Raw genomic sequence first — 24,551 nt, forward strand, 5'->3', positions numbered from 1 at the left:
ATATGGCGGTATAGCTTAGTTGGCTAGAGCGTTCGGTTCATACCCGAAAGGTCATAGGTTCGACTCCTATTACCGCTACCAAAATTTAATGTGGGCCATTAGCTCAGTTGGTTAGAGCGCCCGGCTCATAACCGGTAGGTCTGGGGTTCGAGTCCCTGATGGCCCACCACATTAAATTATGAATACATGGTGGGTATAGCTCAGTTGGTTAGAGCGCCAGATTGTGGCTCTGGAGGTCGTGAGTTCGACTCTCATTATCCACCCCAACTAATACGGTCTATTAGCTCAGTCGGTAGAGCACCTGACTTTTAATCAGGGTGTCCCGCGTTCGAGTCGCGGATAGATCACCAAAAAGGCGGCGACATAGCCAAGTGGTAAGGCAGTGGACTGCAACTCCTTGATCCCCAGTTCGAATCTGGGTGTCGCCTCCAATAAAAATGCGCTCATAGCTCAACTGGATAGAGTGTCTGACTACGAATCAGAAGGTTAGGGGTTCGAGTCCCTTTGGGCGCACCATATAAACATCGAGGGATTATAGCTCAGCTGGGAGAGCACCTGCCTTACAAGCAGGGGGTCACAGGTTCGAGCCCTGTTAATCCCACCAGTGCAAACCTCTAGTAATTTTACTAGAGGTTTTATTTTTGATTAAAAAAGTTTTTATATTTTGGAGGTAAGGAACTTGTATATAATAATAGGAAATGAAATAGTTGATAGCGAAGAACTAAAAGTAACTATAGATAAAAATAGCAAATTTAAAGTTGAAAAAGATTTAAGTAAAAGTACAAAGAGAGAAGATGTAATTGCGTATCAGTTAAGTATAGATTTGAGTTACTTAGATACTATAATAAGTGAACAATATGATTCTGTTAACTTATCTGATGAAGAAAAATTTGATGAATATATGACTTTATCTGATGAACTTGCACTAGATTTAGAAGAATTTATGCCAAAATACACAATAATAAATGCTAGAGCATATAAATTAGATGAGGTAGATGGAGTCGTAAAAATAATATTGGCTATAGCTTATGCAGATTTAGGTCATTTAAAACTTTCAGATGTAGTGAAGAGGGTATCTAGACAAATAGATTAGGGTATGAACGATATTAAAAAAATATATAAAATCTTACGTAAAGATGAAAATAATTATGTAAACGTAAGAAAAAACAGTATAAAATCAAGTCAATTGTAGAAATTTTCACATAAATTTGCCTGAAATTCCATAAAAAATGCCTTAATTTTAGTGAGGTAAATTGAGTTTACACAGTCTAAAAATTACTTATATTTATAAATTTATCTTATTAATTAAGGAACTTGCTTAAACATCTTCAAAAATAAAGTATTTTAGTCTATAATCTTTAATATTACACAAACAATAAAGGAGAAGAATAGAGTATGCTTAAAAAGTTTAATAAAATACTAGTAGCTAATAGAGGCGAAATAGCTATAAGAATATTTAGAGCCTGTTCAGAATTGGGGATAAAAAGTGTTGGTATATATAGTAAAGAAGATAAATATGGATTATTTAGAACAAAAGCAGATGAATCATATCTGATAGGGGAGGGCAAAGGTCCAATAGATGCATATCTAGACATGGATGGAATAATTGACTTGGCGAAGAGAAAAAAAGTTGATGCGATACATCCAGGATATGGTTTTCTAGCAGAGAATGCAGAGTTTGCTCGTAAATGTGAAGAGAATGGAATTACTTTTATAGGACCATCATCTAAAGTAATGAATATGATGGGAGATAAGATAAATTCTAAGAAAATCGCAAAAGAAGTTAATGTTCAAACTATACCAGGTGTAGAAAAAGCAATAAAAAGTACTGAAGAAGCAAAAGAAGTTGCAAATAAAATAGGTTATCCTGTTATGATAAAAGCATCTAACGGTGGTGGCGGTAGAGGTATGAGAATTGTACACCGCGAAGAAGACTTAGAGATTGAATATGAGACTGCTTGTAGTGAATCAAGAAAAGCTTTTGGAGAAGATATCATATTTATAGAAAAATATATAGCTGATCCAAAACATATAGAAGTTCAAATATTAGGAGATAACTATGGAAATATAGTTCATTTATATGAAAGAGACTGTTCTGTTCAGAGAAGACACCAAAAAATAATAGAATATGCCCCAGCTTTTTCACTAGATGATAAAGTAAGACAAGAAATATGTGAAGATGCAGTTAAATTATCAAAACATGTTGGCTATTCTAATGCTGGTACATTAGAGTTCTTAGTAGATGCTAATGGTGGACATTATTTTATAGAAATGAACACAAGAGTACAAGTTGAACATACTGTAACAGAGATGGTTACAGGAATAGATATAGTTCAAAGTCAAATACTAATAGCTCAAGGTTATAGTTTAGACAGTGAAGAAATAAATATAAAATCACAAGATGATGTAGAAATAAGAGGGTATTCTATCCAATGTAGAATAACTACAGAAGACCCTAAGAATAAATTTATGCCTGATACAGGAAAAATTCAAGTTTATAGAACTGGTTCAGGATTTGGTATAAGACTAGATGGTGGAAATGGATTTACAGGTGCAAATATAAGTCCTCACTATGATAGTTTGTTAGTTAAAACAATTTCTTGGGATAGAACATTCCAAGGAGCTATAAATAAAACTATAAGATCAGTAAAAGAGCTTAGAGTTAGAGGAGTTAAAACTAATGTAGGATTCTTAGTTAATGTTTTAAATAATCCTATATTCTCAAATGGTAAATGTAGTACTAAGTTTATAGATGAAAATCCAGATTTATTTGAAATAACAGAAAGTAAAGATAGAGGTACAAAATTACTTCAATTTATAGGGGATGTAATTGTAAATGATAATGCTTGTAAAGAGAAACCACTATTTGATGCGTTACATGACCCAAGAATGGATAAAGATGGTTCAAAGGCAGAAGGAAGCAAAATACTTTTTGATAAGTTAGGTAAATCTGCATATATAGAAAAGATAAAAAATGATAAGAAATTATTGCTAACAGATACAACAATGAGAGATGCACATCAATCATTATTAGCAACAAGAATAAGAACATATGATTTATTAAAAGCTGCTCAGCCAACAGAAAAATATCAAAAAGATTTATTCTCACTTGAAATGTGGGGTGGAGCTACTTATGATGTTGCATATAGATTTTTAAAAGAATCACCTTGGCGTAGATTGCAAAAGCTAAGAGAGGAAATACCAAGTATAATGTTCCAAATGTTGCTTAGAGCATCAAATGGAGTTGGATATAAAAACTACCCAGATAATGTAATAGAAGAATTTACAAAAGAATCTGCTAGACAAGGTATAGATGTATTTAGAATATTTGACTCATTAAACTGGGTTGAAAATATGAAACCATCTATAAATACAGCTTTAGAAACTGGAAAAATTGTTGAAGCAACTATGTGTTATACAGGTGATATACTAGATAAGACTAAAACTAAGTATAATCTAGAATATTATATTAAGATGGCACAAGAATTAGAAAGTTTAGGAGCAGATATAATAGCAATAAAAGATATGTCAGGACTTCTTAAACCATATTCAGCTTACACTCTAGTTAAAGAGCTAAAGAAAAATATAAAAGCACCAATACATTTACACACTCATGATACAAGTGGAAATGGTGTAGCAACTTGTTTGATGGCATCAGAAGCTGGTGTAGATATAATTGATGCCGCATTAGAATCTATGGCAGGACTTACAAGTCAACCATCACTTAATGCGATAGTAGAAGCTCTTAAAAATACAGAAAGAGATACTGGTATAGATTTGTTTGGATATGATGAATTAGGTAAATATTATAAGGATTTAAGAAAAGTCTATAGCAAATTTGAAAGTGATTTAACTAACTCTTGCGCAGAAATATATAATTTTGAAATACCAGGTGGTCAATATACAAACTTAAAACCTCAAGCTGATAGTTTAGGATTAGTTAATAGATTTGATGAAGTTAAAGAAAAATATAAAGAAGCTAATGAAGTAGTAGGAGATATAATAAAAGTTACTCCATCTTCAAAGGTTGTAGGAGACTTAGCTATCTTTATGACTAAAAATAAATTAGATAAAGACAATATAATTGAAGAAGGTAAAAACTTATCATTCCCAGATTCTGTTGTGGACTACTGTAAAGGTATGATTGGTCAACCAGAAGGTGGAATACCAAAAGATTTACAAGAAGTAGTTTTAAAAGGCGAAGAAGCTATTACAGTAAGACCTGGTTCATTATTACCAGCAGAAGATTTTGATGAAATAGCTAAATATCTGGATGAGAAATATGATATAAATGCTAATATAAGAAATGTTATAAGTTACGCTTTATATCCAAAAGTTTATGAGGATTATATCAAGCATTTACAACACTATAATGATATATCTAAACTTGAAAGTGATGTATTCTTCTATGGTTTAAATAAAAATGAAGAATGTGAAGTAGAGATAGAAGAAGGTAAAGTATTAACAATAAGATTAGTTGAAATCGGTGAAGTTAAGGAAAATGGATTTAGAACTATAGGATTTGAATTGAATGGAATGGTTAGAGAAGTAGAAATAAAAGATAGAAACTTCTCTGGTAAAATTCATAATGTTGAGAAAGCGGATATGAATGACCCTCTTCAAATTGGAGCAAGTATACCAGGAAAAGTTATAAAAATAATGGTTAAAGAAGAAGATGAAGTAAAAGCTAATCAACCACTAATAGTTATAGAAGCTATGAAAATGGAGACTATAATAGTTGCTAAGACTGATGGAGTAATTAAGTCAATCAAAGTAAAAGAAGATGATATGGTTGAAGATAAACAATTATTAATGATAATGAAATAATTGAATTAAGATAATTAAAAAAACACTCTAGAACATTTAATAAAAAATGTTTTAGAGTGTTTTTATTTATTTAAATTAAATTTTTGTTAAAAAAAAGAGGAAAATTACATCCATATGTAGAAATAAAGCTAGTAAGGAAAATGTTATCTAAAAATTCTAAAAATAATAAACATTTTCTGGACTATTTCTTAGGAAATAACAGCTAAGAGAAAATACATAAATTTAAAAGGTGGGTGCTTATATGAAGGTTTATGATAGTAAAATGTTGAGAAATGTAGCGGTATTAGGACATAGCGGATGTGGAAAAACAAATCTAATCGAAACTATAGCTTACACAGCAAACACTAATAAGATACCTAAATTAACAGACAAGGTAAATATGACTTATAGTATGGGATTAATACCTATAGAGTATAATGATTATAAGTTTAACTTATTGGATACCCCAGGATATTTTGACTTTAGCGGAGACGTTGTATCATCTCTTAGAGCAAGTGATGCAGCAATAATAGTAATAGATGCAACAGCACCTATTCAAGTTGGTACAGAGAAATCATTGGAACTAACTGAGAGTATTCCTAAGATAATGTTTATAAATAAAATAGATAATGAAAAAGCAAGATATAAAGACGCAATAGCAATGTTAAGAGAAAAATACAACAATAAGATAGTTCCTATGATAAGTCCTATATATAAAGATAAAAACTTTGTAAAGTTACATAATGTATTTGAAAACATAGATGATTTAGAAGGTGAATTCAAGGAACAAGCTATGAGTGTTAAAGAAGCATTAATGGAGCTTATAGCAGAGACAGATGACCAAATATTAGATAAATATTTTAATGGTGAAGAATTAACTACAGAAGAAATACAAAAAGGTATTGTTATAGGGATACAAAGAGGTGATATTATACCTGTAATATGTGGTTCAACTATAAATAATATAGGAACAAAAGAAATATTAGATACTATATCAAATTATCTAGAACCTATTTTTACAGAAGAAAGTAAACCATTTAGAGGATTGGTATTTAAGACTATGGTTGACCCATTTGTTGGTAAAATGTCATATATAAAAATTACTGAAGGTGTACTTTCTAAAGATAAAGATATCTTTAATATAAATAAAAATGTAAAGGAAAAGATAGCTAATATATATACATTGAAAAATAGTGAATTAGTGGAAGTAGAAAAAGCTAAAGCTGGAGATGTAGTAGTCGTAACTAAAATTAACTCTCTAAAAACAGGAGATACCATATCTATAGATAAAGATGCAGAAGCTTTGGAGAATATAGATTTCCCTAAGCCACAAATATACTATGCAGTAACTCCTAAGAATAAAGGTGATGAGGAAAAAGTAGCATCTGTATTAAATAAACTAGTAGAAGAAGACCCTACATTACATTCTTATAGAAATACAGAGACAAAACAAGCCCTTTTAGGAGGACAAGGAGAACTTCATATAAAAACAATTAAAAATAAAATGAAAGATAAATTTGGTGTTGATGTTGAATTAAATGACCTTAAAGTACCTTATAGAGAAACTATAAAAGGGACAGCAGATGTACAAGGAAAACATAAAAAACAATCAGGTGGTCATGGTCAATATGGAGATGTAAAAATAAGATTTGAAAGATGTGAATCTGATTTTGAATTTACAGAAGAGATATTTGGAGGTTCTGTACCAAAACAATATATACCTGCAGTTGAAAAAGGTCTAAAAGACTCTATGCAAAAAGGTGTATTAGCTGGTTATCCTGTTACAAATATAAAAGCTACACTTTATGATGGTTCATATCATGATGTAGACTCTTCTGAAATGGCCTTTAAAATGGCAGCAAGTGCAGCTTTTAAAAAGGGTATGGAAGAGGCTCACCCAATACTACTAGAACCTATAATGAAATTAAAGATAACTGTGCCAGAAGAATATATGGGAGATGTTATGGGTGATATAAATAAGAGAAGAGGAAAAATATTTGGAATGGAGCCAGATAATAAAGGTAAACAAATAATATTTGCAGAAGCACCACAGGCAGAAACATTTAAATATGCAATAGATTTAAGAGCAATGACACAAGGTAGAGGATACTTTGAAATGGAATTAGCAAAATATGGAGAGGTACCATCACAATTTGCAGAAAAAATAATTGGATTAGCTACTGCAAAATAATAAGCAAAATATAATCATAAATAATTAATAGGATACTATTAAAAATATTTTTTGCATTTAAACTAGGTATAGGTTTTTTAGACAAACATATACCTAGTTTTTTATGTATTTTTAATGGATAAAAAATAAAAAGTACTTTCTTGAAAGCTTTAATAAAAAGAAAGTATTTTTTTATTATTATTTTTTAGAAATGTTTAATAATAAAAGTGAGAAGGTATATTTAAAATATAGAAGATATATAAAAGTATTGAGACCTAATAAAGCAAAAGTTTTAAATTTATTTATTATAAGTATAATAAATAAAGCCTTACAATCAGTGAAGTCATAAACTCATATCTAGATTGTTATAAAAAATATAAAAATATATAATTTAGGGCTTTAAAAATTTAAATAATAGGTGTAAAATAATAGTCAAAGAAAGTCAAAATTAAAAAGGTGTGTGGTGATATTAATGGCAACTATGACAGATATAATTGAAAAATTTATTAAAGATTTGATGGAAGAAGATAATAGCATACAAATTCAAAGAAATGAACTAGCAAACTTGTTTAGTTGTGCACCATCACAAATAAATTATGTGTTAACAACAAGATTTACAATAGATAAAGGGTATTATATTGAAAGCAAAAAAGGTGGCGGAGGATATGTTCAGATAGAAAAAATACGAAAAAGTAAAGATGGGCATATTAGAGAACTTTTAAATGAAAAGATAGGAAATCAAATATCATATAAAAAGGCAAAAGAATTATTGGAAAGTTTAAAAGAGTCAGGTCTAATTAGTGAAAGAGAATTAAAATTAATATTATATGCAATAGATGATAAATCATTATGTATGCCAATATATGAATTAAAAGAGAAGGTAAGGTCTAACATTCTAAAGAATATAATAATAGGGTTATTTAGTATAGAGGAGTGATAGTTTATGCTATGTCAAAAATGTAATAAGAATAAAGCATCCGTATATTATAATAAAATAGTCAATGGAGAAAAGACAGAAATGTACCTATGCAGTGAATGTGCAAAAGAGAATACAGAAATGAATTTTAATTTAGATATGCCTTTTTCAATGATGGATATATTCTCTAACTTAGGATTTCAACCAAAAAAAGAACTTGAAGAAAAGTTAGTTTGCCCAAACTGTAATATGACATACAGTGAATTTAAGAATAATGGAAGGTTCGGATGCAGTGAATGCTATAATGCATTTAGTAGTCAAGTAAATCCTATGCTTCAAAATATACATGGACATATAGAACATACAGGTAAGGCACCTAAAAAATCTTTTTATAAGATAAGTGTAGAAAATGAGATTAAGGAATTAAAAGAAGACTTAGATAGAGCTATAAAAAATGAGGAGTATGAATTGGCTGCTCAGTTTAGAGATAAAATTAAATATTTAAAAGGTTCTATTGACTAAGATTGGAGTGATATTATGAGAGAAAACATAGTCATGAAATCAAGAGTTAGGCTAGCTAGAAACTTAAATAATTATCCTTTTCCAAATAGATTAGATAAAGAAAGTGCTATGGAAATAATAGAAAAAGTAAAAAATGTATTTATGAATTCTAGTTTAGAACAAAAAGAAGAGTTTGATTTCTATAAAATTGAAGATTTAGATGAATCTAAAAAAATGCTTATGGTTGAAGAACATATAATAAGCCCTGATTTAGCGGAAAATGATAAAAGTGCAGTTATAGTAAAGAAAGATAAAACTGTAAGTATAATGATAAATGAAGAGGACCACATAAGAATACAAACTATGTGTGATGATTTAAATTTAGAATATGCATATAACATAGCAAATGAGATAGATGATTTGTTAGAATCAAGTTTAGAATACGCATTTAGTACAAAGTTAGGTTATCTTACATCTTGCCCAACTAATACAGGTACAGGAATGAGAGCTTCTGTAATGATGCATTTACCAGCATTAAGTCAACTAGGTTATATGGATGAACTTTATAAAATATCCTCACAAATAGGGATAGCTATAAGAGGTATATATGGAGAACGAACAGAAGCATTAGGAAACATATATCAAATATCCAATCAACTTACACTTGGAAGAACAGAATCTAACATCATAGAGAATGTAAGTGGTCTTACAAAAGATGCAATTTCAAAAGAAATAAAATCAAGAGAAATATTGCAAAAAAAATTAGGTATAAAATTAGAAGATAAAATATTTAGGTCAATAGGTATTCTTGAAAATTCAAGAGTAATAAGTAGCTCAGAGGCTATGAGTCATCTATCAAATATAAAAATGGGCATAGAAATGAATTATATAGATAAATTAGATTTAAAAGCTATAGAACAACTTATGATAGGTATACAACCAGCACATCAGTCAATAATGTATAAGAGTGATGATGTTGAGAATAGAGATATAAATAGAGCAACATACATTAGAGAGACTTTGGAAAAATTAAGAGGAGGGATAAATTATGAACTTCAATAGATTTACACAAAGAGCTAAGAAGGCAATAGATTTAGCATTTGAATCAGCTAAAACATTAGGACATAATATTGTTGGAAGTGAACATATACTTCTAGGTCTTTTAAGAGAAGAAGAAGGTATAGCTGCTAAGGTTCTAAGTAAAGTTGGATTTACAGAGGCTTATTTAGAGGGTAAAATAATTGATATGGAAGGCAAAGGAGACGGGATTCCAGAGGATATAGTATTAAGCCCAAGAAGTAAACAAATACTAGAACTATCAGGAATGTTTGCAAATAAATTAAAAACAAATTATATTGGAACTGAACATATACTATTATCTATCATTCAAGAAGGTGAAGGAATAGCTAATAAGATTTTAAATTATGCAGGAGTAAATGATAGAACTCTTGCCCAATTAACAATTGATATGATGGGAATTAGTGATAAAAATCAATATAAAGCAGAAAATAGTTACACGAGCAACCAAAATCAAGTGGAGTCTAAGGTACTTGATAAGTATGGAAGAAACCTTACTCTATATGCAAAACAGAATAAAATAGACCCAGTAATAGGTAGAGAAAAAGAAATACAAAGAGTAATACAAATATTAAGTAGAAGAACAAAAAATAATCCAGTGTTAATAGGAGACCCAGGAGTGGGTAAAACAGCTATAGCGGAAGGTTTAGCAACAAATATAGCTCTGGGAAATGTACCAGAAACATTAAAAAATAAAACATTATACTCTTTAGAAATGGGTTCTTTATTAGCAGGTGCTAAATATAGAGGAGAATTTGAAGAGAGAATCAAAGAAGTTGTAGATGAAGTTGTTAAAAATGGAAATATAATTTTATTTATAGATGAAATGCATACTATAATAGGAGCTGGGTCTACAGGAGAAGGCTCTATAGATGCATCGAATATATTAAAGCCAGCTTTAGCAAGAGGGGAAATACAAGTTATAGGTGCAACTACAATTGATGAATATAGAAAGCATGTTGAAAAAGATTCTGCACTAGAAAGAAGATTCCAACCAGTTATGGTAGATGAACCAAGTAAAGAAGATTCAATAAAAATATTAGAAGGATTAAGGGATAAATATGAAGCTCATCATAAAGTTAAGATAACTGACGATGCTATAAAGTCAGCTGTAGAATTATCAACTAGATATATATCAGATAGATATCTACCAGATAAAGCTATAGACTTGATTGATGAAGCCGCATCAAAAGTAAGATTAAAGGAAAACACACCTCCTTCAGAAATAAAAAAATTAGAACTAGAAATAGAAAATATAGATAAAGAAAAAGAAGAAGCTGTAAGATGCCAAGATTTTGAAAAAGCAGCAAAAATAAGAGATGAACAAGGTCTACTTAAAAAACAATTAGAAGATGTAAGAGAAAGATGGAATAAATCATCTAAACACTCTGATTTAGTTGATGGAGAAGTTATTGCTGAAGTAGTTGGCTTATGGACAGGAATACCTGTTAATAAAATTCTTGAAGAAGAAGCTGATAGACTTCTAAGACTTGAAGAAATCTTACACAATAGAGTCATAGGTCAAGAACAAGCAGTAAAAGCTATCTCAAAGGCAATTAGAAGGTCAAGAGCAGGTCTTAAAGACCCTAATAGACCAATTGGTTCATTTTTATTTTTAGGTCCTACAGGAGTAGGTAAAACGGAGTTATCTAAGGCATTAGCAGAGGTACAGTTTGGAGATGAAAATCAAACAATAAGAATAGATATGTCTGAATATATGGAAAAACATGCTGTATCAAGAATGATAGGTTCACCTCCAGGTTATGTTGGTCATGATGAAGGTGGCCAATTAACTGAAAAGGTAAGAAGAAATCCATATTCAGTTATTTTATTTGATGAGATAGAAAAAGCTCATCCAGATGTATTTAATATTCTATTACAAATCTTAGATGATGGTAGATTGACTGATTCAAAAGGAAGAACTGTAGATTTCAAAAATACTATCATAATAATGACATCAAATGTTGGGGCATCTACGATTGGAAGACAAAAAACTTTAGGTTTTAGTATAGCTAAAGGAGATGAAGAAGAAAAGTCTCAATATGAAAAAATGAAAGAAAATATAATGGGTGAATTAAAACAGAGATTCAGACCTGAGTTTTTGAACAGAATAGATGATATAATTGTTTTCCATTCATTAAATGAAAATCACATATCAAAAATAATACTTTTAATGGTGGCTAAGTTACAAGAAAGACTAAAAGAAATGGATATAAAATTAGAAATGAGTGACGAAGCTGTTAAATTAATTTCTAAATCTGGATTTGATTTAGAATATGGAGCAAGACCTCTTAAAAGAGCTTTACAAAAAGAGTTAGAAGATGAATTATCTGAAGCAATATTAAAAGGTGATGTGAAAAAGGGAAGTAATGTAGTAGCAAAAGTAAAAGATGAAAAAATAGTTTTTGAAACTAAATAATTTAATAGAGTTGCATTTTAAAATCTTGTAGATACAAGTTTTATAACTTAAACAAAATTTTAAGGGCAATGAATCTATAATAATTCATTGCCCTTAATTATTTTATTTAATCTTTACATATTGTCTTTCACATATGCTAAAATTATAGTATATAATAATAAATTAAGGATGATAAAAGTATGGCAAAAATAAAAACAAAATATGTATGTCAATCTTGTGGATATGAAACAGCTAAATGGCTTGGAAAATGTCCTGAATGTACAAAGTGGAATACATTTGTAGAAGAAGTAGACCAAAAAAGCACAAAAAAAGAGGTCTTTATAATAGATAAATCTTCATCTAAACCAGTTAGTATAAATTCAATAGAAAGCAAAGAAGAAGAAAGATTTACAACCGATATAAATGAACTGGATAGAGTACTTGGAGGAGGTATAGTTAAAGGTTCCTTAGTACTTGTTGGTGGAGACCCTGGTATAGGTAAGTCAACACTCTTAATTCAAGTTTCTAGTAACGTTGCTAATTTGGGAAAAACTGTTTTATATATAACTGGAGAAGAATCAGAATCTCAAATAAAAATGAGAGCTAAAAGATTAGGAATTAACTCAGAAAATCTGTATATATTTGCTGAAAATAATTTAAGCATAATTGAATCTTATTTAGAAAGTGTAAATCCAGAATTAATAATTCTAGACTCAATTCAAACTGTCTTTAGTCCAGAAATATCCTCGGCACCAGGAACTGTCAGCCAAATTAAAGAAGGTACTTCAAAATTTATGAAAATTTCTAAAAAAATGGGTATTTCAACATTTATAGTTGGTCATGTGACAAAAGAAGGCTCACTAGCAGGGCCAAAATTATTAGAGCATATGGTTGATACTGTTCTATATTTTGAAGGTGAAAGATATAATACTTATAGATTAGTGAGAGCTGTCAAAAATAGATTTGGCTCAACGAATGAACTTGGAGTATTTGAAATGAGAGATTTAGGATTAGTAGAACTTGATAATCCATCTAAAATTTTAATATCTGAGAAACCTAAAGATGTGGCAGGGTCAGTAATAATATCTACTGTAGAAGGTACAAGACCGATGTTACTTGAATTACAGGCATTAGTTTCACCTACAAGTTTTGGTATACCAAAGAGAACATCTACAGGTGTAGATTATAATAGAGTAGGTATGTTATTAGCAGTATTAGAAAAACGTGTAGGATTGCAAATACAAAATCAAGATGTCTATATAAACATAGTTGGAGGGATAAAAATAAATGAACCTTCAATTGATTTAGGAATAGCTATTTCTGTAGCATCTAGTTTTAGAAATATACCTATAGATGAAGATATAGCTGTTACAGGAGAAGTGGGTCTTACAGGAGAAGTTAGAGCAGTAAGTTTTATAGAAAAGAGAATAGCTGAATGTAAAAAACTTGGATTTAAAAAGATAGTAGTTCCTAGAAGTAATTATGAGGTTGTAAAAGACACCAAAGGTATAGAAATATGGCCAGTAGATAACTTAAGACAAGCCATAAATATAGTGCTTGGGAGGAATCAATAAATATGGAGAACTTTCTAGATAATAAAAATATGTTATATGCATTAAAAATGATATCTCCTGGAACTCCACTTAGATTAGGTCTAAACAATGTACTAAGAGCTAAGACAGGTGGCTTAATTGTAATTGCAACTAACGAAGATGTAATGAAAATAGTAGATGGTGGATTTGCTATAAATGCAGAATATTCGCCATCATATTTATATGAATTAGCTAAAATGGATGGAGCAATAGTTTTAAGTGGTGATATAAAGAAAATACTATTTGCTAATGCACAACTTATACCAGATTATTTTATAGAGACATCAGAAACTGGAACAAGACATAGAACAGCTGAAAGAGTAGCGAAACAGACTGGTGCTATAGTCATAGGAATATCACAAAGAAGAAATGTTATAACAGTTTATAGAGGAAATGAGAAGTATGTGGTCGAAGATATATCTAAGATATTTACTAAGGCAAATCAGGCTATACAAACTCTAGAAAAATATAAGACTGTATTAGATCAAGCTATAACAAATTTAAACGCTTTAGAGTTTAATGATTTGGTAACTATTTATGATGTTGCATTAGTCATGCAAAAAATGGAAATGGTAATGAGAGTTACAAGTATAATTGAAAAATATGTGATAGAATTGGGTGATGAGGGAACTTTAGTAAGTATGCAATTAGAAGAATTAATGGGTACAACTAGAATAGATCAGAAATTAATATTCAAAGATTATAATAAAGAAAATACAGAAATAAAGGAACTTATGAAAAAAGTTAAAAATTTAAATTCAGAAGAACTAATAGAATTGGTTAATATGGCAAAACTATTAGGGTATAGTGGTTTTTCAGAAAGTATGGATATGCCTATAAAAACAAGAGGCTATCGAATTCTTAGTAAAATACATAGACTACCAACAGCAATAATAGAAAACTTAGTAAATTATTTTGAAAACTTCCAGCAAATATTAGATGCGTCTATTGAAGAATTAGATGAAGTTGAAGGAATAGGTGAAATAAGAGCAACATATATAAAAAATGGACTCATAAAAATGAAACAATTAGTATTATTAGATAGACACATATGATGAATTTTAAATGAATTTTACTACTTTTTTCTTGAATATAATATACACTTTGGTCTATAATAGATAAGTATAACTAGGGGGTGAAGCATTGATAAGGAAAGTAACAAGGATATTGTTTATTTTACTTGGATTTACGATAGGTATAACGACCTATTTAACATTAATGAAAGATTTTGAAATATTAACATTTGGGAAAGAAACATATGGTTATATCGCAGCTGTAGTAGCAGGTATAATAATAGCCATTTTAGGATATCTTATAGAACCATGGGTTGTAAATAGAGTAAAAGAAATTGCTAAAATAGTGGATAAAGAATTATCAAAATATCCTCAAACTGATATATTGTTAGGGTCTATGGGGCTTATAGTAGGATTTGTGATTGCATATTTATTAAGTGGATTAGTAAATAGAATACCAATAGTAGGTGGGATACTATCTTTACTATTATATTTATTCCTAGGATATCTTGGAATGAAAGTTGCGCTTAAAAGTAAAAATGATTTATTTAATATTGGAAAATTAGGAAGATTAGCAAATCCTATTAAAGATAAAGATAAGGACAAAGAAAATAAAAAAGATATAAAAGCAATTCCTCCAAAAGTATTAGACACAAGTGTAATAATTGATGGAAGGATAGCAGATATTTGTAAAACAGGATTTATAGAGGGAAAACTTATTATTCCTGCTTTTGTTTTAGAGGAACTAAGACACATTGCAGATTCTTCAGATGATTTAAAAAGAGTAAGAGGTAGAAGAGGTCTGGATATATTAAATATAATTCAGAAAGAATTAAATATAGAAGTTGAAATAAGTGAGAGAGACTTTGACGAAATAGCTGAAGTTGATAGCAAATTACTAAAGCTTGCTCAAGTTTTAAATGGAAAAGTTGTTACTAACGATTATAACTTAAATAAAGTTGCTCAATTCCAAGGTGTTGAAGTATTAAATATAAATGAGTTAGCTAATGCCATAAAACCAGTTGCGATACCAGGTGAAGATATGGTTGTTCAAGTGGTTAAAGAAGGAAAAGAGGCTCAACAAGGTGTTGCATATCTAGATGATGGAACTATGATAGTTGTTGATGGAGGAAGAAAGCATATGAATGAGACTATAAAGGTGCTTGTGACATCTGTTCTTCAAACTCCTGCAGGTAGAATGATATTTGCAAAACCTAAAAATTAATATATTCAAATAAACCAATAGTTTGGGCTGTTTATTTTAAATAGATGGTCCAAATTTATTTATTTATAACGACAATGTTTAATGTATTCTTAAAGGTGAGGATTTAAATCAGAAAGCAGGGAGAATTTATGAGAAAAAAAATTATATCTTTCTTAGCAACATTTATCATAATATTAACATCGATGAGTCAATATAGTTTTGCAGATGATATGACAACATATGGAAAAGTAGTATTTATAGATATGAATAGAACTAGTATGAGCAATATGTTGAGAATAAAATCATTGAGAGAAGAACTAGATAATAGAGGATATATCGGTCTAATGAACATAAGAGGCGATAAGGGTAGTGATGACAGACGGTCATATGCTAGCATGGGTGCTGGTGGAAGAGCTAATGTAGCTAATGAAGAAGATATTAATTTTGAGAGCTCAAGTAAAGATAGGGACATAGTTTTTAAAGCAGCTACAGGAAAAAATGCAAAAGGTATAAATAATTTAACTATAAATAAGTCTATAAATGAAAATTTAAACTTTGGGGAGTATGGTTCTGTACTAGGGTCATTAGGTCAAAGTTTATCTGATAATGGACTAAAAACATCTGTGTTGGGAAATGCAGATATAATTGAAAATGGTCAACTCATAAAAAATAGAAACTTATGCCTAGTTGCAATGGATGAGTATGGGAGAATTCCTAATGGAAATGTAGATAATATAAATAAGAAAGATTTATCTATGCCTTATGGAATATCAACTGATTATAATAAATTGATTACAGAGACTAGAGAAGCTTACAAAAACAATGATGTAGTTTTTGTAGAGCTTGGAGATACATATAGATTAGATTTATATAAACCAAATCTAACTGAAGAAACATATGCGAGCATAAAAAATAACATAGAAAAAAACATAGATGTATACTTAAAAAATGTATTTTCTATGGTTGGAGAGAATGACACTGTTTATATATCAAGTGCATTTCCAAGTGACTTAGATTACAAAAATAAAAGAAGGCTTTCTCCAATAATAAAACTAAATGGTAATGGAAAAGGGATGTTATCATCTTCAACTACGAGAAGAGAAGGTATTGTGACTAATCTAGATGTTGGAGCTGAGATATTAAATAACTTTGATATAAAAAATCAAAATATGGTTGGAAAGAAGTATGAACTTATTAACAGAGATGATAATAAAGAATATCTGATGGATGAGTACCAAAAGATAGTATCTGTTTCAAGTATAAGGTCTATAATACTTAATGGATTTGTAAGTATAGTATTCTTGTCGTGGATAGTTGCTATGATTCTAATTTTATTTAGAAAGCATATATCAAAAAATCACAAAGAAACAATATTTTTTATATTAAAAGAATTTCTAAAAATAGGAATAGTAATGCCATTATCATTTATGATAACTCCAATAATGAATTTTAAAACACCAGTAGCAATATCTTTAGGAATAATTATAATAACGCTTACTATATACTTAATAAGCAAAGTTCTGATAAAGAATGATTTAAAAAACATCTTATTCTTTACAGGTTTAACCATATTGATTATGGTTATTGATTCTGCATTTGGTTCATATTTAATGAAAAGTAATGTAATGAGTTATGATTGTATAATTGGAGCTAGATACTATGGAGTAGGTAATGAATATCAAGGAGTAGCAATAGGTAGTGCGATACTTACGTTTGCAGTTTTACTTACATATAAAAAGATACCAAAATGGTCTGTGATAGTTTTTTCTTTAGTTATCTTAATTACGAGTGCGTCTCCAGCTATGGGCGCAAATGTTGGAACTGCTATTTCGGAATGTGTTGCATTTTTACTATTTATACTATTGATATATAATGTAAAAATAGACTTAAAAAAAGTTGTATTATTAGGTATAGCAGTATTGCTTGTTTTAGGCGCCTTTGTAGCTATAGATATGATTTCAGGAAGTAACTCACATTTAGGTATGTTTGTAAAAGAAGTTTACTTTAATGGGCCAGGAGAAATAATACAAACATTTAGCAGAAAGATAGAGATGAACTTGAAGCTAGCTCAAACCAGTGCATGGGTAAATATACTACTAACTGGGATAGGAGTTATCTTAATTCTTATGATTAATCAAATTAGATATTTTAAACAATTAATTGATGAATACCCAATTTTATTTAAAGGCTTTATAGCGTCAATAGCAGGATGCTTTGTAACTCTTTTAGTAAATGATTCTGGAATTGTGTCATCAGCTACAGCTTTTATTTATGTAATTGTGGCTATGATTATATTAAGTATAAATCTGATAGTATTAAAAGAATAAGTTATATAGGCTCTATATGAATATTGATAATAGATTAATTTGAATTTATTTTGACTAAATAACTTTAAAGAAGAAATTTTATAAAAATTAATTATTACACAAAAATCCCAAGTTTATTTTAACTTGGGATTTTTGTGTAATAATTTTTTAGTTATGCAAAAAAACAGTTGACTTTTTATATGAATCCCTTCTATAATGTTACTGAAATTAAGTAAAATGATTGAACAAATGTAAAGATAATTAAAAAGCTTGATTTTGGAGGAAAGCAAATGAAAAAAATTGGAGACCTAAGGTTAATGATGAAGTGTTGTTCACTTTATTATGAAGATAATTTAAATCAGCAAGAAATAGCAAATCAATTGGGAATATCAAGACCAACAATATCAAGAATATTAAAAGAAGCTTTTGAGCAAGGCATAGTAAAAATACAAATAGTTGATGTTTTGAAAAATGACTACCAAAAAATAGAGAGAAGTTTAGAGAGAAAATATAAATTAAAAGAAGTAATAGTAGTAGATGATAAACAGGATTCACTAACACAAAAACAAGAATTAGCAAGAGCTGTATCTGAATATTTAACCAGAGTAGTAAAGGAAAATGATATAATAGGAGTTTCAATAGGAACTACACTAAAAGAAATACCTAGATATGTGGAAAAAAATAACTGTAAGAATGTTACATTTATACCTCTATTAGGTGGGATTGGAGACAATGAAATAGATATTCACGCAAATCAAATAGCAGTAAGTTTAGCAAGGGCTTTTGGAGGAGATTTTAAACTATTACATGCTCCAGCTGTTATGTCTGATTTATCTACCAAAGAAAAACTTTGCAAAGACGAAAAAATTAAAGAAGTGCTAGATTTAATAGATAAAACGACTATAGCAATCGTAGGTATAGGAAATCCAATGAGCTTAAACTCAACAATAATGGCTTCTGGGTATATGAATGAGGCAGATATAGAAGATTTGAAAAAATATAATTCAATAGGTGCGATTTGTTTGCAAGCCTTTGATAAAGAAGGAAAAACTTCTATACTTGAATTTAATCAAAGAGTACTAGGAGTAAAGCTAGAAGATTTAAAAAAGATAAAAAGGACTATAGGTGTAGCTTCAGGAGATGAAAAAATAGAAGCAATAAAGGCATCATTAAAGGCAAAGTTTATAAATAGTTTAGCAATTAATCACAGTTTAGCAATTAAATTATTAGAAGATTGTGACTAATAGAAAGATAGATAAAAGTTAACAGGAGGGAATGTATATGTCAATATCAAAAGAAACATTACTTGAAATGTATAAGAGAATGAATCAGGCTAGAAAATTTGAAGAGAAAGTTAGTTGGTTTTTTGCAAGAGGTATGGTTCACGGAACAACTCATTTATCTGTAGGTCAAGAGGCATCAAGTGTGGCAGCTGTAATGGCTTTAGAAAAGGGAGACTTGGTATCATTGACTCATAGAGGACATAGTCAATTTATAGGAATGGGGATAGACCTAAACAAAATGATGGCTGAACTTATGGGCAAAGAAACTGGATTTTGTAAAGGAAAAGGAGGCTCAATGCATATAGCAGATATTGAGTCAGGTAATTTAGGAGCAAATGGAGTTGTAGGTGGAGGTCTTACAATAGCCCCAGGAGCTGCACTTACACAACAATATAAAAAAACAGGCAAAATAGTTTTATGTAGTTTTGGTGATGGAGCATCAAATGAAGGTACTTTTCATGAAGGTATAAATTTATCCTCAATATGGAAGTTGCCAATAATATTCTACTGTGAGAATAACTTATATGGAATGTCAACAAGCATAAAACGCCATATGAATATAGAAAGTATTGCTACTAGAGCAGCTTCTTATGGAATAGAGGGAATATCAATAGATGGGTATAATCCAATAGAAGTATATGAGACAGTACAAAAAGCTGCTGAAAAATGTAGAAGAGGAGAAGGGCCTGTATTGATTGAAAGTAGAACTTATAGATGGTTAGGTCACTCAAAGTCAGATGCAAATGTATATAGAACAAAAGAAGAAATAGAATCATGGAAAGCAAAAGACCCTATTGAATTTTTAAGAAATTATCTTATCGAAAAGAATATCTCTAATGAAAATGAATTAGATAAAATTCAAGAGTTTGCCAAACAATCAATAGAAGAGGCAGTGGAATTTGCTCAAAATAGTCCAAATCCAAAAATAGAATCTTTATTAGAGGATGTATATGCAGACTAAAAATGGTAAAGGAGGAAGAAAAAAATGAGTACAAGAGAATTAACATATGCACAAGCGATAAAGGAAGCAATGTCAGAAGAAATGAGAAGAGATGAAAATGTAATATTTATGGGAGAAGATATAGGAATATATGGAGGAGCATTTGGTGTATCAGTTGGAATGATAGATGAATTTGGACCAGAAAGAGTAAGGGATACTCCTATATCAGAAGCAGCTATAGCAGGAGCAGCAGCAGGAGCAGCAGCAACTGGTCTAAGACCTATTATGGAAGTAATGTTTATGGACTTTGTGACAATCTCTATGGATGCAATTGTAAATCAAGCAGCAAAAATGAGATATATGTTTGGTGGAAAAGCACAAGTTCCAATGGTTGTTAGATGTCCTGGTGGCTCTGGGACTGGTTCAGCAGAACAACATTCACAGAGTTTAGAAGCTTGGTTTTGCCATGTTCCAGGAGTAAAAGTAGTTGCACCTTCTACACCAGCAGATGCTAAAGGTTTATTAAAAGCAGCTATAAGAGATAATAATCCAGTTATATTTGTTGAAAATAAATTGTTATATAGAAAAAAAGGTATTGTACCAGAAGGTGATTATGTAATTGAAATTGGAAAGGCAGACATAAAAAGAGAAGGAACAGATGTTACAGTAATCACTTATGGAAGGATGTTACAAAGTGTTGAGGAAGCAGCAGAGACATTATCAAAAGAAAATATAAATGTAGAAATTATAGATTTAAGAACCTTATATCCATTGGATAAGGAGACTATAGTTAAAAGTGTATGTAAAACTGGAAGAGCTCTAATTTGTCATGAAGCAGCTAAGACTGGTGGACTAGGTGGAGAAATATCAGCCTTAATAACAGAAAGTGAATCATTCGATTATTTAGATGCACCAGTAAAAAGAATATGCGGAAAAGATGTGCCAATACCATATAATCCAGAGTTAGAAAAAGCAGTTGTCCCAAGAGTTGATGAAATAGAAGAAGCAATAAAATCTTTGATTGTTAAATAAGGAGGGATAGATATGGTGGCAAATAAAGTAAAGGCCACACCAGCAGCTAGAAACCAAGCTAGAAAAGACAACATAAAACTAGATAAGCTGATTGGAAGTGGAGAAAATGGAAGAATTCATTTAGTTGATGTGTTAAATTACTTAAAAGATAGTAAGGTAAATGCTACACCTTTAGCTAAAAGAATAGCAGAAGATTTAAATATAGATTTAGAAACTATTGTAGGTACTGGATATAATGGAAAAATAAGAAAGTATGATGTGGAAAGAGTAAATACACAAGAGGCTGTTGTGTCAACTAACATATCTAAAACTAATGATACAGAGGAGATAAATACGAAAAGTGAAAATTCAAGTGTGTTTAATACAGTAGAAGGAGAGTTTGAAAAACCAAATCCAATGAGAGCTACTGTAGCAAAACGAATGTCAGAAAGTTACTTTAGTGCTCCTGTATTTACATTCAACATAGAGGTAGATGCTACAGAATTGAAGTCACTCAGAGCAAAATTAATAGATACAGTAAAAGAATCAGTTGGAGTAAAATTGACTATGACAGATTTAATAGTAATGGCAGTGTCTAGAATACTTCCAAAGCATCAAGCATTAAATTCTGCATGGACAGATGAGGGAATATTTAGATACAAAGATATAAATATAGCTATTGCAGTTGGCCTAGATGAAGGTCTATATGTCCCAGTAGTAAAGAACGTAAATAAAAAATCTTTAAAAGAAATAGCAAAAGAAAGTAAAGAGCTTGCTGAAAAAGTAAAAACAGGGAAACTTCTACCAGCAGACCAAGAAGGGAATACATTTACTATAAGTAATGTCGGAATGTATGGTATAACTACATTTACACCTATAATAAATATGCCTTCAAGTGCAATATTAGGGGTAGGTGCTACACAAGATAAGTTTGTTCCAGTAAATGGAGAGGCTAAAATAAAACCTATAATGAACTTATCATTGACATCAGACCATAGAGTGATAGATGGAACAGTAGCAGCAAAATTCTTAAAAGAGTTAAAAGAATTGTTAGAAAATCCTTTATCAATGCTTGTATAGGTTTTGATGTTTCTTTATTGATATAATAGTTTGAATAGGTTACATAGTTATAATTATTTAGGTGAATTTAAAACCTTTATATATTTAGCATTATTTTTAAAGTGAACTATATGAATATAAATTGATTAATGAAAATATATGAAAATAAATAGGAGGAGAGCCTATGTCAGTAGAAGTTATAATGCCAAAAGCAGGAGTAGCTATGGAAGAAGGTACCATAGTATCTTGGCTAAAACAAGAAGGCGAAGAAGTAAAAATTGGAGAACCTATATTAGAAATAACAACAGATAAAGTAAATATGGAAATAGAATCAGAGGGAGAAGGTACACTGGCTGTAATCATACATAAAGAAGAAGGTGAAGTATTACCAGTATTTACAGTAATAGGTGTAATAGCAGAAAAAGGTGAAAATCAAGAAGAAATAAAAGCTAAATATTTATCTGGAGATGTGCCAAAAGAAGATGCTATTGAAGAAAAGCAAAGCGTGGAGGATAAAGAAGAAAAAGTAAATAAAAAAGAGTGTAATCATGACTATGATGTAGTGGTAATAGGTGGAGGACCTGGGGGGTACTTAGCAGCATTAAAAGCAGCCCTGTTAGGAGGAAAAGTTGCATTAGTTGAAGAAAATGTATTAGGAGGAACTTGTTTAAATAGAGGTTGTATTCCTACAAAAACTTATATAAAAACCGCAGAAATATTAGAGGAGATTGACCAGTTATCAAAAAGAGGTGTAAAAGTAACTGTAGATAAAGAACAAGACATCAAGAAGGCAATAAAATATAAAAATAGAGTAGTTAAAAAACTTACTGCTGGAGTTGGTGGTCTATTAAAAAGCAGAAATGTAGAAGTATTTAATCTTAAAGCTAGTGTTAAAGAAGAGCATAAAGTAATATTATCTGATGGAAAGGTTTTAGATACAGAAAATATAATAATTGCAACAGGCTCTAAAGTAAGGGTATTGCCTATAAAAGGAATAGAATCGAATTTGATAATAACTAGTACAGAGGCTTTAGACTTAGAGACAGTACCAGAAGAATTAGTAATAATCGGTGGTGGAGTGATAGGTTGCGAATTTGCAGAGATATTCAATTCAAGAGGCTCTAAGGTAACTATTGTAGAAATGGAAGATAGAATAATCCCAAGAATGGACAAGGAATTAAGTGAATCTTTGAATTATTCTCTTAATAAAAAAGGCATAAACGTATTAACTAAAAAGAAAGTTTCTGAGTTTAAAGAAGAAGGCAATAAAATATTAGTTTGTATTGAAGGTGAGGAGACAATAAAAGCAGATTTATGTCTATATGCTATAGGAAGACAAGCTAATCTTTCTGGTATAGAAGATTTAGACATTAAAATAGATAAAGGTTCTATATCTGTAAATAGCAAAATGGAAACAAGTATACCAAGTATATATGCAGTAGGTGATGTTACTGGAGGTGTAATGTTAGCTCATGCAGCATTTAAAATGGGAGAAGCAGCAGCTTCAAATGCTTTAGGTATGAATGAAGAAGTTGATTTAAGTGCATTACCTAGTTGTGTTTATACAATTCCAGAAGTAGCATCAGTTGGGCTTACGGAGGAAGATGCTAGAAAGAAACACAATGTAAATGTGGGTAAATTTAACTTTGCTGGGAATGGAAGAGCTTTAGCTTCTGGACAAGAGCAAGGATATGTAAAAGTGATAGCAGATGCTAAATATGGAGAAATTTTAGGTGTGCATATGTTTGGCTGTGGTGTAGCAGAACTTATAAATCATGCAGCATCATTTAAGGCATTAGAAATACCTGCTGATGAAGCTAGTGAGTTGATATTTGGTCATCCATGTACTTCAGAAGCTTTGATGGAAGCTTTGGCAGATGTAAGCGGTGAATGTTTACATTTACCTAAAAAATAAATTAGAAGAATAAAATATTAAAGTAAGTCTATTATTAATATAAATTTATTTTATAAAATATTAAAATGCTTATTTGGCCATACTCTTTCTTGTATAAATGTATGTATTTGTACAAGAAGGAGTATTTTTTATGGAAAAATACAGAATCGGAGTATTTGTAGTTTTTGTTGTACAAAAAAGATAGTAATATAAAATAACAATGCCATTTTAGATTGATTTTACTTGAAATTAGAAAAAAAGACTTTTTTGTTTTTTTTAAAGTATTATTTGTAAAATACCTAAAAAAATTTTCTTAATCTTTTAATAAAAGAATAGCTTAATTTAAATGTTGTGGTTTTATGCAATAATAATAAACACAAA

The 24,551-nt window shown here is 30.0% G+C and carries 16 protein-coding genes and 7 tRNA genes; all 23 read left to right on the forward strand.

Features of this window, described 5'->3' with window-relative positions:
* The first annotated feature begins 4 nt into the window (after positions 1–4).
* The 23 genes from Q3287_RS11700 (at position 5) to lpdA (ending at position 24,191) form a co-directional block, all read left to right on the forward strand.
* A tRNA-Met gene (locus Q3287_RS11700) sits at positions 5–81 on the forward strand.
* 11 nt (positions 82–92) lie between these two features.
* Positions 93–169, forward strand: a tRNA-Ile gene (locus Q3287_RS11705).
* 20 nt (positions 170–189) lie between these two features.
* Positions 190–266, forward strand: a tRNA-His gene (locus Q3287_RS11710).
* Positions 267–274: 8 nt separating this feature from the next.
* Positions 275–350: transfer RNA gene (locus tag Q3287_RS11715), tRNA-Lys, on the forward strand.
* A gap of 7 nt (positions 351–357) precedes the next feature.
* Positions 358–431 (forward strand) — tRNA-Cys (locus tag Q3287_RS11720).
* A gap of 8 nt (positions 432–439) precedes the next feature.
* A tRNA-Arg gene (locus tag Q3287_RS11725) sits at positions 440–516 on the forward strand.
* A gap of 12 nt (positions 517–528) precedes the next feature.
* Positions 529–604 (forward strand) — tRNA-Val (locus tag Q3287_RS11730).
* A 75-nt stretch (positions 605–679) separates the two neighbouring features.
* On the forward strand, positions 680–1,093 hold the full coding sequence (locus Q3287_RS11735) for a hypothetical protein (RefSeq protein WP_054275548.1): 414 nt from the start codon (positions 680–682) through the stop codon (positions 1,091–1,093).
* A gap of 302 nt (positions 1,094–1,395) precedes the next feature.
* On the forward strand, positions 1,396–4,827 hold the full coding sequence (locus Q3287_RS11740; protein ID WP_054268640.1) for a pyruvate carboxylase: 3,432 nt from the start codon (positions 1,396–1,398) through the stop codon (positions 4,825–4,827).
* A gap of 241 nt (positions 4,828–5,068) precedes the next feature.
* A complete protein-coding gene (locus Q3287_RS11745; protein WP_054268641.1) occupies positions 5,069–6,997 on the forward strand; it encodes a translation factor GTPase family protein in 1,929 nt (642 codons plus the stop codon).
* A 451-nt stretch (positions 6,998–7,448) separates the two neighbouring features.
* Positions 7,449–7,913, forward strand: a complete 465-nt coding sequence (locus Q3287_RS11750) for a CtsR family transcriptional regulator (protein WP_054268642.1) — start codon at positions 7,449–7,451, stop codon at positions 7,911–7,913.
* A 6-nt stretch (positions 7,914–7,919) separates the two neighbouring features.
* Positions 7,920–8,414 carry a UvrB/UvrC motif-containing protein gene (locus Q3287_RS11755; protein WP_044211945.1) on the forward strand — a complete coding sequence of 165 codons (495 nt, stop codon included), beginning with the start codon at positions 7,920–7,922 and terminating at the stop codon, positions 8,412–8,414.
* A gap of 15 nt (positions 8,415–8,429) precedes the next feature.
* Positions 8,430–9,455, forward strand: a complete 1,026-nt coding sequence (locus Q3287_RS11760; protein WP_407964126.1) for a protein arginine kinase — start codon at positions 8,430–8,432, stop codon at positions 9,453–9,455.
* Positions 9,442–11,889 carry an ATP-dependent Clp protease ATP-binding subunit gene (locus Q3287_RS11765; RefSeq protein WP_054275550.1) on the forward strand — a complete coding sequence of 816 codons (2,448 nt, stop codon included), beginning with the start codon at positions 9,442–9,444 and terminating at the stop codon, positions 11,887–11,889. Before Q3287_RS11760 ends, Q3287_RS11765 begins: the two co-directional genes overlap by 14 nt.
* Before the next feature lie 179 nt (positions 11,890–12,068).
* The gene (gene radA, locus Q3287_RS11770; RefSeq protein ID WP_054268645.1) at positions 12,069–13,442 is read left to right on the forward strand and encodes a DNA repair protein RadA; all 1,374 of its coding nucleotides are present in this window, start codon (positions 12,069–12,071) and stop codon (positions 13,440–13,442) included.
* A gap of 2 nt (positions 13,443–13,444) precedes the next feature.
* A complete protein-coding gene (gene disA, locus Q3287_RS11775; protein ID WP_054268646.1) occupies positions 13,445–14,515 on the forward strand; it encodes a DNA integrity scanning diadenylate cyclase DisA in 1,071 nt (356 codons plus the stop codon).
* Positions 14,516–14,603: 88 nt separating this feature from the next.
* A complete protein-coding gene (locus Q3287_RS11780; RefSeq protein WP_021382466.1) occupies positions 14,604–15,698 on the forward strand; it encodes a PIN/TRAM domain-containing protein in 1,095 nt (364 codons plus the stop codon).
* Between the two features lie 128 nt (positions 15,699–15,826).
* Complete coding sequence (locus Q3287_RS11785) at positions 15,827–18,004, forward strand: hypothetical protein (RefSeq protein ID WP_054275552.1); 2,178 nt, start codon at positions 15,827–15,829, stop codon at positions 18,002–18,004.
* A 269-nt stretch (positions 18,005–18,273) separates the two neighbouring features.
* A complete protein-coding gene (locus Q3287_RS11790; RefSeq protein ID WP_263322656.1) occupies positions 18,274–19,227 on the forward strand; it encodes a sugar-binding transcriptional regulator in 954 nt (317 codons plus the stop codon).
* Between the two features lie 37 nt (positions 19,228–19,264).
* Complete coding sequence (locus Q3287_RS11795; protein ID WP_054268653.1) at positions 19,265–20,227, forward strand: thiamine pyrophosphate-dependent dehydrogenase E1 component subunit alpha; 963 nt, start codon at positions 19,265–19,267, stop codon at positions 20,225–20,227.
* A 24-nt stretch (positions 20,228–20,251) separates the two neighbouring features.
* Positions 20,252–21,238, forward strand: a complete 987-nt coding sequence (locus tag Q3287_RS11800; RefSeq protein ID WP_407964127.1) for an alpha-ketoacid dehydrogenase subunit beta — start codon at positions 20,252–20,254, stop codon at positions 21,236–21,238.
* Positions 21,239–21,250: 12 nt separating this feature from the next.
* Positions 21,251–22,297, forward strand: coding sequence for a 2-oxo acid dehydrogenase subunit E2 (locus Q3287_RS11805; protein WP_054268655.1), 1,047 nt, complete (start codon positions 21,251–21,253; stop codon positions 22,295–22,297).
* Positions 22,298–22,460: 163 nt separating this feature from the next.
* Positions 22,461–24,191, forward strand: a complete 1,731-nt coding sequence (lpdA, locus tag Q3287_RS11810; protein ID WP_407964128.1) for a dihydrolipoyl dehydrogenase — start codon at positions 22,461–22,463, stop codon at positions 24,189–24,191.
* Positions 24,192–24,551 lie beyond the last annotated feature (360 nt).

The sequence above is a fragment of the Clostridioides sp. GD02404 genome (genome assembly GCF_045898275.1).
GTDB lineage: Bacteria > Bacillota > Clostridia > Peptostreptococcales > Peptostreptococcaceae > Clostridioides > Clostridioides difficile_A.

Excerpts from the sequence above, each read along its gene's own strand:
- Q3287_RS11785 (WP_054275552.1), top strand. The coding sequence starts at position 15,827 with ATGAGAAAAAAAATTATATCTTTCTTAGCAACATTTATCATAATATTA.
- lpdA (WP_407964128.1), top strand. The coding sequence starts at position 22,461 with ATGTCAGTAGAAGTTATAATGCCAAAAGCAGGAGTAGCTATGGAAGAA.
- Q3287_RS11755 (WP_044211945.1), top strand. The coding sequence starts at position 7,920 with ATGCTATGTCAAAAATGTAATAAGAATAAAGCATCCGTATATTATAAT.
- Q3287_RS11790 (WP_263322656.1), top strand. The coding sequence starts at position 18,274 with ATGAAAAAAATTGGAGACCTAAGGTTAATGATGAAGTGTTGTTCACTT.
- Q3287_RS11745 (WP_054268641.1), top strand. The coding sequence starts at position 5,069 with ATGAAGGTTTATGATAGTAAAATGTTGAGAAATGTAGCGGTATTAGGA.
- Q3287_RS11740 (WP_054268640.1), top strand. The coding sequence starts at position 1,396 with ATGCTTAAAAAGTTTAATAAAATACTAGTAGCTAATAGAGGCGAAATA.
- Q3287_RS11805 (WP_054268655.1), top strand. The coding sequence starts at position 21,251 with ATGGTGGCAAATAAAGTAAAGGCCACACCAGCAGCTAGAAACCAAGCT.
- disA (WP_054268646.1), top strand. The coding sequence starts at position 13,445 with ATGGAGAACTTTCTAGATAATAAAAATATGTTATATGCATTAAAAATG.
- Q3287_RS11800 (WP_407964127.1), top strand. The coding sequence starts at position 20,252 with ATGAGTACAAGAGAATTAACATATGCACAAGCGATAAAGGAAGCAATG.
- Q3287_RS11795 (WP_054268653.1), top strand. The coding sequence starts at position 19,265 with ATGTCAATATCAAAAGAAACATTACTTGAAATGTATAAGAGAATGAAT.
- Q3287_RS11760 (WP_407964126.1), top strand. The coding sequence starts at position 8,430 with ATGAGAGAAAACATAGTCATGAAATCAAGAGTTAGGCTAGCTAGAAAC.
- radA (WP_054268645.1), top strand. The coding sequence starts at position 12,069 with ATGGCAAAAATAAAAACAAAATATGTATGTCAATCTTGTGGATATGAA.
- Q3287_RS11750 (WP_054268642.1), top strand. The coding sequence starts at position 7,449 with ATGGCAACTATGACAGATATAATTGAAAAATTTATTAAAGATTTGATG.
- Q3287_RS11765 (WP_054275550.1), top strand. The coding sequence starts at position 9,442 with ATGAACTTCAATAGATTTACACAAAGAGCTAAGAAGGCAATAGATTTA.